Origin of the sequence: Aquimarina hainanensis, assembly GCF_042684685.1 — a bacterium.
Lineage (GTDB): Bacteria > Bacteroidota > Bacteroidia > Flavobacteriales > Flavobacteriaceae > Aquimarina > Aquimarina hainanensis.
This window is the reverse complement of record NZ_JBHULX010000001.1, coordinates 428,992-445,599: the sequence shown is the minus strand read 5'-3', so window position 1 is coordinate 445,599 and position 16,608 is coordinate 428,992. Positions and strand designations below refer to the sequence as shown.

The window sequence follows — 16,608 nt, the reverse complement described above, 5'->3', positions numbered from 1 at the left end:
ATTTTATAAATGCGCTTTTCCCATTTTATCGGTTGATAACTATCCATAAGTTTCAAGTTCCAATATTCACATTTTAGTTATTTTTGACCTTTACATTTGTATAGCGGAAAAACTTCGGAAACTCGACCTTTTATGTATCTTATTTTTGACACTGAAACCACTGGATTACCTAAACGATGGGATGCACCTATCAGTGACACAGATAACTGGCCACGGTGTATCCAGATTGCCTGGCAATTACATGATGCTTTAGGGAACTGTATTGAACATCAGGATTATCTGGTCAAACCAGAAGGCTTCAACATCCCTTATGACGCTGAAAAGGTTCACGGGATTTCTACAGAATTGGCTGAGCAAGATGGGATCTCATTACGAGAAGTACTTGATAAATTCAATATCGCGCTGTCTAAAACAAAATTTATTGTCGGACAGAATGTTGGCTTTGACGTCAATATTATGGGTGCTGAATTTTTCAGGTTAGATGTAGCAAACAAACTCCAGGAGCTTCCCGTGTTAGACACCTGTACTGAAACTACTGCACAATTATGTCAAATCCCTGGAGGGCGAGGAGGTAAATTCAAGCTCCCCACCCTAACCGAATTACATGAACATTTATTCGGTACAAAATTCGGAGAAGCACATAACGCAACTGCCGATGTAGAAGCAACAACCCGATGTTTCCTGGAACTTATCCGAAAACAAGTATTCACACTGGAAGAACTGGATGTTGAACCCGGATATTTCGAGGAATTCAAAACCAAGAACCCTGAACCTATTCAATTAATAGGTTTACAACATATAAATCTAAAAAAAGCTTCACAAAAAATTAGTGAAGCTTTAAACAAACAAACAGCACCTAGCCTATCTCAGGAAGAGATAGAAAAAAATATTGCTGCCTTAGATGCTGTTAACTTTGCACACCTGCACAATCATACTCAGTTCTCCATTCTTCAATCTACCACAAGTATTCCTGATCTTGTAAATGCAGCTGTTGCTCATAAAATGAATGCCGTTGCCATAACTGATCACGCTAATATGATGGGGGCTTTTCATTTTGTAAGTGCCGTTTCCAAACATAATAAAAGCGTAACGGCGGCTAATGAAGAGGCAATTAGCAATGGGGAAGAACCCAAAGGGGTCCCAATCACCCCTATCATTGGATGTGAATTTTTCGTTTGTGAAGACCACAAAGACAAATCCAGAAAAGATAATGGTTATCAAATCGTTATGCTCGCCAAAAACAAAAACGGATATCACAATCTGGCAAAAATGTCTTCCACTGGGTTTGTAGATGGATTTTACTATATCCCCAGGATTGACAAAGAGGTTATAAAACAATACAAAGAAGACATTATCGTCCTAACAGGGAATTTATACGGAGAAGTTCCCAGTAAGGTTTTGAATATCGGAGAAAAGCAGGCAGAAGAAGCTCTTCTTTGGTGGCATGAGCAATTCGGAGACGATTTATACATAGAACTTATTAGACATAATCAGGAAGATGAAAACAGGGTTAACCAGGTCCTTATTGATTTTGCCAAAAAACATCAAATAAAAACAATCGCAACCAACAATACCTATTATTGCGATCAACAAGATGCCAATGCCCACGATATCCTTTTATGTGTAAAAGATGGAGAAAAACAAGCTACTCCCATAGGTAGAGGTAGAGGATACCGATATGGTCTTCCTAATCAAGAGTATTACTTCAAATCTTCTAAAGAAATGAAGGAACTCTTTAAAGATATTCCCGAAGCCATTATAAACACGCAAGAGATTGTCGAAAAGATCGAGCCTTTCGAGCTTGCCAGAGATGTATTACTTCCTGCATTCGATATCCCTGAAGAATTCCAGTTCGAAGAAGATAAGGTTGACGGAGGAAAACGTGGAGAAAACAAATTCCTAAGACACCTTACCTATGAAGGAGCAAAGAAAAGATACGGGGAGATTACTCCTAAAATTGATGAGCGATTAGACTTTGAGCTCAAAGTAATCGAAAAAACAGGATACCCCGGATACTTTCTTATTGTAGAAGATTTTATTCGAGCTGCTAGAGAGATGGGAGTTTCCGTTGGTCCCGGTCGTGGGTCAGCAGCAGGATCTGCTGTTGCCTATTGTTTATGGATTACGAATCTCGACCCGATAAAGTACGATCTTCTTTTTGAGCGTTTCCTAAATCCTGATCGTGTCAGCATGCCCGATATTGATATCGACTTTGACGATGAAGGACGTGGTCGGGTAATGGATTATGTAATCGACAAATACGGCGCTAACCAGGTAGCCCAGATCATCACCTATGGTACCATGGCTGCCAAATCATCTATCAGAGACACTGCCAGGGTACTGGATCTCCCACTTAGTGACGCTGATAGAATCGCCAAGCTTATTCCTAATATGTCCAAATTAGGAAAAATATTTGGGGTAGACGAAGCTACTTTAAAACAGAAATTCAGATCTGAAGAGCTTGAAAAAATAAACGAACTTCTAGGTATTGCAGAAGGGAATAACCTGGAAGCAGAAACCCTTAATCAGGCTCGAATCCTGGAAGGTTCTGTCCGTAATACCGGAATTCACGCTTGTGGAGTAATTATTACTCCTGATGACATTACAAAGTTTGTCCCTGTAGCCCTAGCTAAAGACTCCAACATGTACTGCACGCAATTCGATAACTCGGTTGTGGAAAGTGCCGGACTACTAAAAATGGATTTCCTGGGACTCAAAACATTAACCCTGATCAAAGACACGGTTAAAATTGTCAAAGCCAAACATGGAATTACCCTGGATCCGGAGAATTTTTCTCTGGAAGATGAAGAAACTTATGCTTTATTCCAAAGAGGAGAAACCGTAGGAGTATTCCAGTATGAATCTCCAGGAATGCAGAAATACATGAAGGAACTCAAACCAACTGTTTTTGCAGATTTGATAGCCATGAATGCCTTGTACCGTCCTGGACCTCTGGAATATATTCCGAGTTTTATCAACAGAAAACACGGAACTGAAGAAATTATATATGACCTGGAAGCCTGTGAAGAATATCTCCAAGAAACCTACGGGATTACGGTATACCAGGAGCAGGTGATGCTACTTTCTCAAAAGTTAGCAGACTTCACTAAAGGTGAAGCCGATGTACTGCGTAAAGCTATGGGTAAAAAGCAAAAAGCAGTACTGGATAAAATGAAACCCAAGTTTATCTCACAAGCCTCTGCCAAAGGGCATGCCGAAGACAAACTGGAAAAAATATGGAAAGACTGGGAAGCTTTTGCCGCCTACGCCTTTAACAAATCGCATTCTACCTGTTACGCCTGGATTGCCTATCAAACAGCCTATTTAAAAGCTCATTATCCTGCAGAGTATATGGCCGCTGTACTATCCAACAACATGAATGACATCAAGCAAGTATCTTTCTTTATGGAGGAATGCAAACGCATGAAACTAGAAGTACTGGGACCGGATGTTAATGAATCTTATAGAAAATTCTCCGTAAACAATGAAGGTGCTATCCGCTTTGGAATGGGAGCAATTAAAGGAGTAGGAACCGGAGCTGTTGCAACAATTGTAGACAACAGGAAAGAAGATGGTCCCTACAAATCTATCTTCGACCTTGCCAAACGTATTGACCTTAGAGCTGCCAATAAAAAAGCGTTTGAGAGTCTAGCATTAGCAGGCGGATTTGATTCTTTTACAGACACCCACAGGGGACAATATTTTCATAAAGATGCCGACGGAACCATGTTTTTAGAAAAAACAATTCGGTATGGCTCTAAGATGCAAGAAAGCGAAAACTCTTCTCAGGTAAGTCTATTTGGAGAAAGTAGCGATGTTCAAATCCCAGAACCTATCGTTCCTCCCTGCGAAGAATGGGGAACAATGGAAAAATTAGCCAAAGAAAAAGAAGTGGTAGGTATCTACCTGTCCGGACATCCTCTGGACGATTTCAAACATGAAATCAAATATTTTTGTAATGCCTCTTTATTACATTTTGCAGATCTGGAAGCAAATGTAAACAAAGAACTCGCCTTTGGTGGCGTTATTACCTCCGTCGAACACCGTACCTCTAAAAACGGTAAAGGATGGGCCACATTCGTTATAGAAGATTATGATACTGCTCATGAATTCAGGATATTTGGAGAGGATTACCTAAAACACCGCCCTTTCCTGGTACAAAGCACCTTTGTCTACGCCAAAGCCTATGTCAAAGAAGGTTGGACGAATAAAGACACCGGAAAAAAAGGAGATCCCAGAATACAGTTCAACAGTTTCCAACTCTTACACGATGTATTAGAAACGTATTCAAGGAAACTGACTATCCAGCTAGATATCAACATGCTCTCTGAAAAAAGCATTGAAGTTCTTCAGGAAATTCTTAGTGCTCATTCAGGAAATCACACCTTGAATTTTGTTATTTATGAGATGCAGGAAAAATTAAAGCTTCATCTTCCTAGCAGAAGACAAAAAGTAAACATCTCTCCTGAACTACTAAATATCTTAGAAGAAAATTCAATTTATTATAAATTGAATTAAAAATTCAACATATTGTATACGCGAACAGGATCGGGATGCCTCCTGAAATACTGACATCTTCCATGATTTCTTTTGTCATTCTGGCAGCCCTTTTCCTTAATAGCACTTAACACATTCTTCATTAAAAAGACGCTTGCAACATCGTTTTTGCATCAAAAAAAACATCTCTGAATGTTAATTACAATCCCCCTATTACACAGCACCTTTTCTTTTTCCTTGTCTATGCTTCGCTTCTTTTTTCTACAAACATGATTCCCCATCATCCCTTTATTCATCTAGCTATTAGTAAAAAAGTCATCCAATACACTTTCTTAGCTCCCTTCTGCATCTCCCTTAAAATTGAAGGTAATCTCTCTGTTTTTTGCACAAAATTCACAACGATATTCTGACTTTCAATACTTTCATAGTATATTTGAAATCGAAAAACTCAATGCTTCTATAATCAAAACAAATGTTTTGTTTGTAAGCTTTGGCAAAATTATTGACTAATTTTGTGTGAATAAAATATGAATCTTAAATAAAAGATAAACTATGGCATTAGAAATAACAGATACTACCTTTGAAGAAGTGGTATTAAAAAGCGACAAACCAGTACTAGTAGATTTTTGGGCGGCATGGTGTGGTCCTTGTAGAATGGTGGGTCCTATCATTGAGCAAATAAGCGAAGAATATGAAGGAAAAGCGGTTGTAGGAAAAGTTGATGTTGACGCTAATCAGGAATTTGCTGCTAAATATGGTGTAAGAAATATTCCTACTGTATTAGTTTTTCAAAACGGAGAAGTAGTAGGTAGACAAGTAGGAGTTTCTCCTAAGAATGTTTATACAGACGCTATTGATTCGCTTTTATAAAACTGATAAGCGATATAAATTTATAAAAAAGGTTTGATGAATTATCAAACCTTTTTTATTTTACACATATAATCAAATACGATATGGATCTTCAAAAAGAAACAAATAAAACTTCTGGATTTATCAACCTAGAATTATTAGCGAAGCAGGTCGTTGAAGGGTTTATATCCGGAATGCACAAAAGCCCTTTTCATGGATTTTCTGCTGAGTTTGCAGAACACAAAATCTATAATAGTGGAGAGAGCACAAAACATATCGATTGGAAATTATATGCTAAAACCGATAAATTATACACTAAGCGCTATGAAGAAGAAACCAATCTGCGATGCCATATTATCATAGATAACTCAGCTTCCATGCACTACCCAAAAATAAAAGAGCACCATATTGACACACTCAACAAAAGCAGTTTTGCAGCCTTAGCAAGCGCTTGCTTGATGCAGATTCTAAAAAAACAACGAGATGCCATAGGACTCAGCATATACAGTGACCAATACGATTATTATGCTCCGGAAAAAGGGAGTGAGCGACACCATCAGATGCTACTAAGCAAACTAAGTGAAATGGTCACTCGCTCCACCCCTAAGAACACCGATACTTACACCTATCTTCACCAAATAGCAGAGAAAATCCACAGACGCTCCCTTATTTTCTTATTTACTGACATGCTTCAGGCTAATACGAAACCTGAAAAATTATTCGATGCCTTACGACACCTTAAGCACAACAAACATGAGGTCATATTGTTTCATACTTTTGACGGAGATAAAGAAATTCAGTTTAATTTCGACAATACTCCTACTCGATTTGTAGATGTAGAAACAGGAGAATACATCAACTTATATGCTGATAACATCAAAGAAAATTACCAAAAAGCTGTCCAGGCATACTTCTATGAGTTAAAAATGAAATGCACTCAATACAAAATAAAGTATGTCCCCGCTGATATCACAAAAAAATTCGACAAAATCCTAACCACCTATCTAATTGAACGACAAAAGTTTGTATAACTCCTCAAAAAAAAGTCTAAAAAAAAGTCAAAAAAGATTTGTGGAAACGAAAAAGCGGTGTATATTTGCAACCGCAATAACGCACTGGTCTGGTAGTTCAGTTGGTTAGAATACCTGCCTGTCACGCAGGGGGTCGCGGGTTCGAGTCCCGTCCAGACCGCAAAATTGCAAAAAGCTTCAATATTTTTTGAAGCTTTTTTTTGCGCAATTAAAAATGTTGTGTTGTCCACGTTTAACGTGGTGGTTTAGTAATAAACCAATGAGAAGCTTTTCCAGCAAATGGAGAGGCTTTTTTATTTTTATAACTTTTTATACCGTCTGAAATAAAGCACTCCAATGCCCCAGAACAATATTTATATACATCACCAAAAACACAATAGCTACCACAAACTTGACAAAAGTTCCTGCCAAAAAACCAATAAAAGATCCCAAGGCTGCTTTTAGCGCTCTGGATGAATCCGAACTATCCTTAATAAGTTCTCCTATAAAAGCTCCTGCAAAAGGACCTATAATAATCCCTAATGGTCCTAAAAATAAAATTCCGACAATCAATCCTAAAGAGCTTCCTATAACACCATATTTTGTCCCTCCAAATTTCTTCGTTCCCAATGCAGGTACTATATAATCCAATCCCCATACCAATACCGCAACCCCTAATGTTATCCCCAGAAAAGTCCAGTCTTCTTCAATCGTTTTTGTAAGATGAATCAGTAACAACCCTATCCACGAGGTCAACGGACCAGGTAGCACCGGAAGAAAACTCCCTACAACCCCAAGAAAACACAATAGCAATCCAATTATTACCAAAGCTATATCCATATCTGCTTTTTTTTAAAATATTTGACGATCAACTAATTAAATTGTTACACTCTAGAACTAAAAAAATAGTTATATTAGTACTTCAAACACTCCCCCGCTAAATTACTAATTATAACATCTAAAAATTACATGAAACAGGTCATAACATGCGTGTTACTATTCAACACATGCCTGTTTGGAAAAATTTCATGTAATACGAAATAACAATGTAAACCCATGAAATCATTTTTTTTAGGAACTATTTGCATGTACATTACTTTTAGTCATGCCCAAACATCGGTTACTATAGCTGACAGCCTTTTTCAGGTTGGGGAATATCAAAAAGCAATTGCTCTCTATCAAAAAAACACCTCTTCTCCCTTATATGATACCAAGATTGCCAAAGCTTATAATGCGCTGGGGAATCATCAACAGGCTCTTACTTACTACCACCGAGCCATCACTAAAAACCCCTCCTTAATTCCGACAACACTGGCATATGGAAAACTGTTACTCACCACCAAAAAACTCAAACAGGCGGACAGCCTCTTCCTGTATCTCACCACAACCTACCCTTCTAATCCTAACTTTCATTATCACTTAGGCATTACTAAAGAACAGCGACAAGACTCTTCATATATAGTCTCTTATAAAACTGCTTTTTCTCTGGATAGTACTCATCAAAAAAGCTGCTATAAAGTTGCTAAGTATTACATGCAAAAAAGAAAGTATGACCTAACAAAAACAACTGCCTTAAGAGGACTATCTTCCTATCCTGAAAATCCTCAGTTATTAAGCATATTAGGTCAAAATAATTTTCTGAGAAGTTATTATGATCGTGCCATTCCTTTTTTCAAAAAATTACTGGAATTAGGATACGAAAGTGGGTTTATCCATACCAAAATCGCCACTGCATATCTAAAAACATCCGACTATGACAAGGCTATTATCCATTACAAAAAAGCCTTAGAATTCGAACAAAAACCTCATCTATATAGCCAGATAGGCTCTATATACGGTCGTCTTAATGATCATACACAATCTTTAGAAAACCACAAAAAAGCTCTAAAGCTAAAAAACACTCCGGTAGATCAGGAACTTATTGATATTGCTATGGCATATCGACATCAGGAACAATGGGAAAAAGCTATACAATACATTAAGTCTGCTATAAGAGAAAATCCTCGTTCACAAAAAGCACATTATCAAATGGCACTATTTGCAGATGCTTACTATGACGACCCAAATACCAAACTCAAGTATTACGAAACCTTCACAAATACCTTTGGAGAACAACAACACAAGTACATGCAATTTATGGTAGAAAAAAGAATCGAACAATTACAAAAAGAGATCGAACAACAGAAAGAAAAATAACACAAAAAGCTCTCAAAACACCTAAAATTAGATAGTTTTCTTTGATACAGCTGTTACTTTTAGAAAAAATATGTAGCTTGCCTTTTTGAAAAAAGGCAGGCTTGTACGATGGGCAAAAACAATTGGTATATAATTCTGTTACTCTTTTTTTTATCTTCCTGTGATTTCTTTCTTCCTAAAAAAGAAAGCCGAGAAGATATTGTAAAAAAAGAATGGGAAAAACTCAATCAGCACGAAGTTGAGCAACCACCCTTATTTACTAACTGCAAGAATGAACCCAAAGAAACATTAGAGATCTGTTTCAGCAATACTATTACTACTCATATTGAGCAATTTTTATCTGATTATACAGTCGTACTAAAAGAAGCTACCCAAGACACTGTATGGGTCTCTATTATTATCGACAAAGAAGGAGGAATCACTTACAAAGATTTTGAACCCCCTGCTTTTTTAGAAAAACAGATCCCCAATTTCAAAACACTTCTTACAGAAAGTCTTCTATCACTACCCGAAGTAAAGCCAGGACATGTACGAGGCACTACAGTAACCACACAATACCGGTTGCCTATCCTGATCAAAGTAGATTGATCAAGAAGTTTACTAAGAGGAAATGATTAGATTTGCATAAATTATTCTTTTTGGAAAACGAACACATAATACTAGGTATTGATCCAGGAACCACCATTATGGGATTTGGTCTGATAAAAGTAGTCAACAAAAAAATGTCTTTTCTGCAACTCAATGAGCTTCAGCTAGGCAAATATGAAGATCACTACCTAAAGCTAAAGCTTATTTTCGAACGTACCATAGAACTTATAGATACATACAATCCTGATGAGATAGCAATTGAAGCTCCTTTTTTTGGAAAAAACGTACAATCTATGCTCAAACTCGGAAGGGCACAGGGAGTAGCGATGGCAGCAGGACTTAGTCGGGAAGTACCTATTACCGAATACTCTCCTAAGAAAATAAAGATGGCTATTACCGGAAACGGAAATGCCACTAAAGAACAGGTCGCCAAAATGCTACAAGGAATGCTTAAATTAAAACAACTTCCCAAAAACCTGGACTCTACAGATGGTCTTGCTGCCGCAGTTTGCCATTTTTATAATATGGGAAAACCAAATACTACTCAAAAAAGCTATACCGGCTGGGCCGCCTTTGTTAAGCAAAATGACAAAAGGATCAAAAAATAGAAACAAACTCGATCCAAAATTTAGTATTTTACTCCTCTTTTGATAATTAACCCTAAAAACAAAATAAGATTAGCGGTATTTATATCCATATTCCTTTTTGCAAACAGGCATGCCATTATTGCGATTTTCACTTTTCTACTTCCTTAAAAAGAAAAGATCAGATGATCTTTGCTTTGTGTGAAGAGCTAAAAATAAGAAGGTCAGAAGTAGCCGATTACGAAATTATTAACACTATTTATTTTGGAGGCGGAACCCCGAGTATTCTAAAATCGGAAGAGATTCGTTTTATTATAGATACCATTTATGAAACCTATTTGGTTGCTGATGAGGCAGAAATTACACTGGAAGCGAACCCTGATGACCTTACTCCCGAAGCTATTAGTATTTGGGCAAATTCTCCTATCAATAGACTTAGTATTGGTATTCAATCTTTTTTTGAAGAAGATCTGGAAATGATGAACCGTGCCCATTCGGCAGAGGAAGCACTACAATGTTTACAACTGGCAGCAGCCCATTTTGACAATATTTCTATCGATTTAATTTATGGAATCCCAGGAATGACAATTGATCGCTGGAAACAGAACCTGGAACTCGCTCTAGCCTCCAAGATCCCGCATATTTCCAGTTATGCACTTACAGTAGAACCTAAAACTGCACTAGATGCTTATATCAGAAAAGGAAAAATTCCAGCTCCCAGAGACGAGGTGGCACAACAGCATTTCGAACTATTAATCGATACTCTGGAAACCGCTGGATTTATCAATTATGAATTTTCTAATTTTGGAAAACCTGGCTTCTTTAGCAAAAATAATACTGCATACTGGCAAGGAAAACCCTATTTAGGCATTGGACCATCAGCACACTCCTTTAACGGAATACAACGCAGCTGGAATATCCCCAACAACATCAAATATATAGACGCATTAGCACAAAAAGAGTTACCAAGAGAAATCGAAACTCTCAGCACTCAAGATCGCTATAATGAATATATTATGACCGGTCTTCGAACCATCTGGGGAGTTTCTCTAACCAAAGTACTACAAGAATATGGAGATTCATATCACTCCTATCTATTACAACATGCCCAACGGTTTATCGACAAGCAATTGCTTACCATTGAAGACAACACTCTTTTGATTACCAAAAAAGGAAAGTTTTTGAGCGATGGAATTGCAAGTGATCTTTTCTTTTTAAATTTAACCTAACGAACCTAGTATTGTAGTCAATTAAACACTTATGGATCGCATCATTCTACAACACCAAAACGAATATACAATAGACCTATCAGCACCTATTGATATCTCTATCCCTATACGAGCTTCTACTACTAATGTAAATGCCTGGTATATCCCTCCTCCTGTAATCACCCCAGTCACGGAAGGAAACTGGATCGGGAAAGTATCAGAAGGTGCCTCTACCAATTTTAACAACATTATCTTTAATCCTCACGGACATGGAACTCATACCGAATGCGTAGGTCATATCACTGAAGAGTTCCACAGCATTAATCGTTCTTTACAGCGATTCTTTTTTATAGCACAATTAATATCAGTAACCCCAGAGGAAAAAGAAGGGGATAAAGTCATCACCAAAGCTATGATTGCTTCAAAATTAACCTCTTCAGTAGAAGCAGTCATCCTCAGGACACTCCCCAATACTGAAGATAAATTATCTAGGCAGTACTCTCATACAAATTGGGCGTATTTATCCGAAGAAGCTGCTACATTCTTGCGAGAATCAGGAGTAAATCACCTGTTGATTGACCTACCATCAGTAGACAAAGAAAAAGATGACGGAAAATTACTGGCACATAAAGCTTTCTGGCGATACCCCCAGCAACCCCGCTATAATGCAACCATAACAGAAATGATTTATGTGCCGGAACACATTACAGATGACAGGTACTTATTAAATTTACAGATTGCAGCATTTGACAACGATGCTTCTCCCAGCAAACCAATTTTGTACCGACTACACTCACCTCCTATTCCTGATAGTAAATAACGTATCCCAAGTATGTATTTAAAAAATTAAAAACAAATTAAAGAATCTGGGGCAATGATAAAATCTCATACAGCCCTTATTTTGTGAACAAAATAAAAAAGTAATATGGAGTTATTATTTATTGGACTGATCGGAGGAGCCATCTTTTCCTACTTTATTTTTGCAAAGTTTAGTGCTTCTAAAAAAAGAACCACTATAGAATCACAGTCCGTAATTCTTATGGAGAAAATAAAAAGCGTGTGCAAACTAGTGACTGTAGAGGGAGATTTTGCAGAAATCTACCACTATGAAAGTGTCAAAGAAAAATTTTTCAGCTTACTTACCGGAAAGAAAAAAGCACTAATCCTTATTGATGCCAAAGCACATGTAGGATTTGATCTCTCCAAAATCAAACTAGAGAGTGACACTAAAAAAAAACGCATTATTCTCACACAGTTTCCACAACCACAAATCCTGACCATAGAAACCGATTTTAAATACTATGACAAAAAAGAAGGTTGGCTTAATCCTATGACATCTTCAGATCTGACAGAAATAAATAAAGAAGCGAAGCAATTTATTATCGATAAAATTCCCCAAAGTGGTCTCTTGGAATCTGCAAAAAAAGAAGCTTTAACCGCTATTTCTATAATGGAAACACTGGCACAATCAATTGGATGGACACTGGATTATTCTGCTATTGAATTACAAGAAGGAGAAACAAATAAATTAATAGATAACTCTTGATGAATATTACTATTTCTACAGATAAAAACCTATTGGATGTAGATTGCATTCATCAGTTTCTAACCCATTCTTATTGGGCAAGGGGCAGAACCAAAAAAGAAGTCGCACTTAGTATAGAACATTCACTAAATTTCGGAATGTACCTCGATCAGGAACAAATCGGATATGCCAGAGTCGTCACTGATTTTATCCTTTTTGGTTACCTCCTAGATGTTTTTATTATCGAGGAGCATCGCGGAAAAGGATATGCCAAAATGTTGATCCGTCATATTCTGCAATATAAGACGGTAAACAACGTTCAAAAATGGATGCTCAACACCAAAGATGCTCAGGGACTCTATAAAAAATTCGGATTTGTCCCATATGAAAATCCTACTTCAACTATGATGCAAAAAACCAGTAAACCTCCAATAATATGAACATAGAAGAATTTCGAAATTATTGTTTACAAAAAAAAGGAGTCACTGAAGAATTTCCTTTTGATAAAACAACATTGGTATTTAAGGTTATGGGAAAGGCCTTTGCTCTGACAGGACTAGATCGACTACCGTTTAGTGTCAATTTAAAATGTGATCCGGATCGCGCTATTGAACTACGAGAATCTCATCCACAGGTAGCTCCTGGATACCATATGAATAAAAAACACTGGAATACTGTTACTTTCTCTGATGGTTTACCGACTCATCTATTGATTGACTTAATTGATCACTCTTATGAACTCGTTGTCAACGGACTGACCAAGAAAGCAAAAGAAACCTTAAAAAATCTATAAGTACTCTAATTGTCACCAAAACAAATGCGAACGCCTTTAGACTTCTATCAGCAGCAAATCGAACTACATAAAGTAGCCTTATCCCAAATAAAACGCAAACTTGTTCGCTCCAGTATGTTGCGACTTATTACTTTTTTCGCCATTATTACCGTACTCTATTTTGGCTATCCAAATGCTCAGATAATTATTGGAACACTTGTGTTGGGAGCTGTCTTATTTATCTTTTTAGTCAATAGACATACCCGTTTTATCGCACAAAAAAACAAAACCAACGAACTGATAAAAATTAATGAATCCGAAGTGAAAGTAGCAAACAATGACTACAATCATCTGGATTCAGGAAAGGAATTTATCGATCCTGCTCATTTTTACAGCCATGATATTGATCTTTTTGGTCCTCGTTCTTTTTTTCAGTTTATGAACCGTACGGTTACCCTTGCCGGAAAAAATAAACTGGCAACTCTCTTAAAAAGTAACGATATCAACCAACTAAAAGAAAAGCAAGAAGCTGTAAAAAACTTAGCCAAAATCCCACTATGGAGACAAGACTTTAGTGCAATTGCTGCATTAGTACAGGTTGATGTATCTATCCCAGTAATTGAAAAATGGCTGGACAATTACACTCCCTTTGTTCCCAAAGTAATGAAAGTGCTACCTATGATCATTTCCACTATTTCAGTGATCATGATGATCTTATTGTTTACCGAGACAATCAGTTTTTCTGTTTTTTTATACTGGTTTTTTGTAGGTCTGATTATTACTGGAGCTCGTTTAAAAAAAATCAATACACTCTACAGTGAATCTAATCAGGTAAAAGATACTTTTGAGCAATACTACAAGCTTATTGATAAGATAGAAGCTGCCTCTTTTACCGCTCCCCTACTTCAGGAGCAACAGCAACATATCATCTCGGAAAAAGAAAAAACTTCTCTTGTTCTAAAGCAATTTGCTACTATTCTCAATGCATTTGACCAGCGAAATAATATGTTGTTTGGCGTATTAGCCAATGGTCTGTTTTTATGGGATTTACTTCAAAGTTACCGAATTGAACAATGGATTCAGAAACACCAAGAACAAGTAAGTAAATGGTTTGAAGTAATTGCCTTCTTTGACGCATATAATTCATTAGGAAACTACGCTTTTAATAACCCTGATTATATATACCCTATTATTACCACAGATGCTATTGTAGTCGATGCTAAAGAACTGGGGCATCCGATGTTATTACCAGAAAAGAGAGTTGATAATGATATCTGCATAAAACGAGAACAGTTCTTTATCATTACTGGAGCTAATATGGCAGGAAAAAGCACCTTTCTGAGAACGGTAGCTTTGCAAATTCTTATGTCTAATATTGGTCTCCCTATTTGTGCTAAGTCATGCTCTTATAATCCGATCAAGCTTATCTCCAGTATGCGAACTTCTGATTCTCTCAGTGATGATGCTTCTTATTTCTTTTCGGAATTAACCCAGCTCAAAAAAATTGTTGATGCACTGGAAAATCACGAATATTTTATTATTCTGGATGAAATTTTAAAAGGAACCAACAGCAAAGACAAAGCTGCCGGATCAAAAAAATTTGTAGAAAAACTGGTTCGGGGAAATGCTACAGGTATTATCGCTACCCATGACCTGAGTCTGTGTGAAACTGCTCATGAATTACCCGAGGTAAAAAATAAGTTCTTTGATGCGCAGATCATTAATGACGAATTGTATTTTGATTATACCTTTAAAGAGGGAATTTGCCAAAATATGAATGCTTCTTTCTTATTAAAGAAAATGGGGATTGTATGATACCATTTAGGTTTTGAATTTACAGGCAAAGAAAATTAAGGTAGTGCTACGGTTTATTTTTATTCTGGGACTGAGATAAAAAAGAACATTTTATTCCAGTAGATTTAAGGTCTAAATGGCATAAATTAAGATCCAGGGGATGACTTGTTAATCTATAAGGTAATCAAACTCTATACACTTACCGCAATTTAAAAGAGCTGGATCCGAATATTATAAAAAAGCCCCTTATGAATATACTAAAATGACTACGTTCTGCGAAATGGAAAATGACTACCATATATCATAGCAATTATTAAAATTACCTTGTAAAAACTATCTCAGTAGTATCAAGTAATAACCTCTATTATTCTTATCTATACACTATCACCCCGTTCATTGGAGTAAATTACAAAACCACTGTACATTGTTATGAATATTGAGTTCCTAAAATATTAGCTAATTGAATACAAAGTCTTTTTACATGCCCTAAAGATTAATTTCTGTAGTTGCAATAGGTTTTTTACAAAATCATATAGGAAACTTGTAATTTTACAGACTAAATATGACAAGAAAATATGGAAAAAACTTTTGTTTTGATATTCATTCTAATCTACAATTTTTCTCACTCCCAAACAGAAAGAATTAATTTAAATGCTCATGGACAGGGTCTTAAATTAACAAACAGTGCTGATATTGCCGGAACTTATATCTCCTTTACTGATCACGATGGCAAATCTGCGAATATCAGTAGTTTTGATGACAATTATACAGATTCAAACTATCGAAATGCCTTACAGTTTTTTGCCAGAAATGGTAAAGACTTTAAATTCGCGACCTCCCCTAATGGAAATTCCGGAACGAATAAATTTGTTATTCTTAATAATGGGAATATTGGAATTGGAACATCTAATCCTATTCAAAAACTAGACATCAATGGAGGGTTAAAACTGAACCTAAACACTCATGGGCAAGGTATTAGATTAACAAATAACACTAATAATGCAGGAACGTATATCACCTTTACTGATCATGATGGTAAATCTGCAAATATCAGTAGTTTTGATGACAATTATACCGATTCAAACTATCGAAATGCCTTACAGTTTTTTGCTAGAAATGGTAAAGACTTTAAATTCGCGACCTCTCCTAATGGAAATTCTGGAACGAATAAATTTGTCATTCGGAATAATGGAAATATCGGAATAGGTACAACTAATCCAGATATGAAATTAACAGTAAATGGAGATATTCATGCTAAAGAAGTAAAAATAGATCTCAATATTGCCGCTCCAGATTATGTTTTCAAAAAAGACTATAGATTAAGAAGCATAAATGAAGTAGAAAAATTTATTAAAAAAAACAATCATTTACCCGAAATCCCATCTGCAAAAGAATTCGAACAAAATGGTATTATGCAGGCAGAAATGGATATGAAACTTCTTAAAAAAATAGAAGAACTAACACTTTATACTATCCAACAACAAAAGGAAATAGAGAAATTAAAATTATTAGTCACACAGTTAATAGCATCAAAAAAATAATAATTATCCAATTACATCACCTTACATATTGGCATAAAAATCAG

The 16,608-nt window shown here is 36.3% G+C and carries 14 protein-coding genes and 1 tRNA gene; 14 read left to right on the top strand and 1 reads right to left on the bottom strand.

Annotated elements, in window-relative coordinates; genetic code table 11:
* Positions 1 to 132: 132 nt before the first annotated feature.
* The 4 genes from dnaE (at position 133) to ACFSTE_RS01955 (ending at position 6,537) form a co-directional block, all read left to right on the top strand.
* The gene (gene dnaE / locus ACFSTE_RS01970) at positions 133 to 4,518 is read left to right on the top strand and encodes a DNA polymerase III subunit alpha (protein WP_378258210.1); all 4,386 of its coding nucleotides are present in this window, start codon (positions 133 to 135) and stop codon (positions 4,516 to 4,518) included.
* Between the two features lie 531 nt (positions 4,519 to 5,049).
* The gene (trxA, locus tag ACFSTE_RS01965) at positions 5,050 to 5,367 is read left to right on the top strand and encodes a thioredoxin (protein WP_176027814.1); all 318 of its coding nucleotides are present in this window, start codon (positions 5,050 to 5,052) and stop codon (positions 5,365 to 5,367) included.
* 83 nt (positions 5,368 to 5,450) lie between these two features.
* Complete coding sequence (locus ACFSTE_RS01960; protein ID WP_378258206.1) at positions 5,451 to 6,377, top strand: DUF58 domain-containing protein; 927 nt, start codon at positions 5,451 to 5,453, stop codon at positions 6,375 to 6,377.
* Positions 6,378 to 6,463: 86 nt separating this feature from the next.
* Positions 6,464 to 6,537: transfer RNA gene (locus ACFSTE_RS01955), tRNA-Asp, on the top strand.
* 149 nt (positions 6,538 to 6,686) lie between these two features.
* Here ACFSTE_RS01955 and ACFSTE_RS01950 read toward each other — a convergent pair.
* Positions 6,687 to 7,196 (bottom strand): DUF456 domain-containing protein, encoded by a 510-nt coding sequence (locus ACFSTE_RS01950; RefSeq protein WP_378258204.1) that lies wholly within the window; start codon positions 7,194 to 7,196, stop codon positions 6,687 to 6,689.
* A 216-nt stretch (positions 7,197 to 7,412) separates the two neighbouring features.
* On the opposite strand from ACFSTE_RS01950, the gene ACFSTE_RS01945 reads away from it, so the two are divergent.
* From ACFSTE_RS01945 to ACFSTE_RS01900, 10 genes are all read left to right on the top strand, one after another.
* On the top strand, positions 7,413 to 8,552 hold the full coding sequence (locus tag ACFSTE_RS01945; RefSeq protein WP_176027817.1) for a tetratricopeptide repeat protein: 1,140 nt from the start codon (positions 7,413 to 7,415) through the stop codon (positions 8,550 to 8,552).
* A gap of 108 nt (positions 8,553 to 8,660) precedes the next feature.
* Positions 8,661 to 9,140, top strand: coding sequence for a hypothetical protein (locus tag ACFSTE_RS01940; RefSeq protein WP_378258202.1), 480 nt, complete (start codon positions 8,661 to 8,663; stop codon positions 9,138 to 9,140).
* A gap of 50 nt (positions 9,141 to 9,190) precedes the next feature.
* The gene (ruvC, locus tag ACFSTE_RS01935) at positions 9,191 to 9,748 is read left to right on the top strand and encodes a crossover junction endodeoxyribonuclease RuvC (protein ID WP_176027819.1); all 558 of its coding nucleotides are present in this window, start codon (positions 9,191 to 9,193) and stop codon (positions 9,746 to 9,748) included.
* 68 nt (positions 9,749 to 9,816) lie between these two features.
* The gene (gene hemW / locus ACFSTE_RS01930; protein ID WP_378258966.1) at positions 9,817 to 10,953 is read left to right on the top strand and encodes a radical SAM family heme chaperone HemW; all 1,137 of its coding nucleotides are present in this window, start codon (positions 9,817 to 9,819) and stop codon (positions 10,951 to 10,953) included.
* Between the two features lie 31 nt (positions 10,954 to 10,984).
* Positions 10,985 to 11,752, top strand: coding sequence for a cyclase family protein (locus tag ACFSTE_RS01925; RefSeq protein ID WP_176027820.1), 768 nt, complete (start codon positions 10,985 to 10,987; stop codon positions 11,750 to 11,752).
* 105 nt (positions 11,753 to 11,857) lie between these two features.
* On the top strand, positions 11,858 to 12,478 hold the full coding sequence (locus tag ACFSTE_RS01920; RefSeq protein WP_176027821.1) for a DUF4230 domain-containing protein: 621 nt from the start codon (positions 11,858 to 11,860) through the stop codon (positions 12,476 to 12,478).
* Positions 12,478 to 12,897 carry a GNAT family N-acetyltransferase gene (locus ACFSTE_RS01915; RefSeq protein ID WP_176027822.1) on the top strand — a complete coding sequence of 140 codons (420 nt, stop codon included), beginning with the start codon at positions 12,478 to 12,480 and terminating at the stop codon, positions 12,895 to 12,897. The genes ACFSTE_RS01920 and ACFSTE_RS01915 overlap by 1 nt, the downstream gene beginning before the upstream one ends.
* Positions 12,894 to 13,250: an MmcQ/YjbR family DNA-binding protein gene (locus ACFSTE_RS01910; protein ID WP_378258198.1), complete on the top strand. Its 357-nt coding sequence runs from the start codon at positions 12,894 to 12,896 to the stop codon at positions 13,248 to 13,250. The genes ACFSTE_RS01915 and ACFSTE_RS01910 overlap by 4 nt, the downstream gene beginning before the upstream one ends.
* Positions 13,251 to 13,274: 24 nt before the next feature.
* Positions 13,275 to 15,044: a MutS-related protein gene (locus ACFSTE_RS01905; RefSeq protein WP_378258196.1), complete on the top strand. Its 1,770-nt coding sequence runs from the start codon at positions 13,275 to 13,277 to the stop codon at positions 15,042 to 15,044.
* A gap of 554 nt (positions 15,045 to 15,598) precedes the next feature.
* Positions 15,599 to 16,564, top strand: a complete 966-nt coding sequence (locus tag ACFSTE_RS01900; protein WP_176027825.1) for a hypothetical protein — start codon at positions 15,599 to 15,601, stop codon at positions 16,562 to 16,564.
* The last annotated feature ends 44 nt before the right edge of the window (positions 16,565 to 16,608 follow it).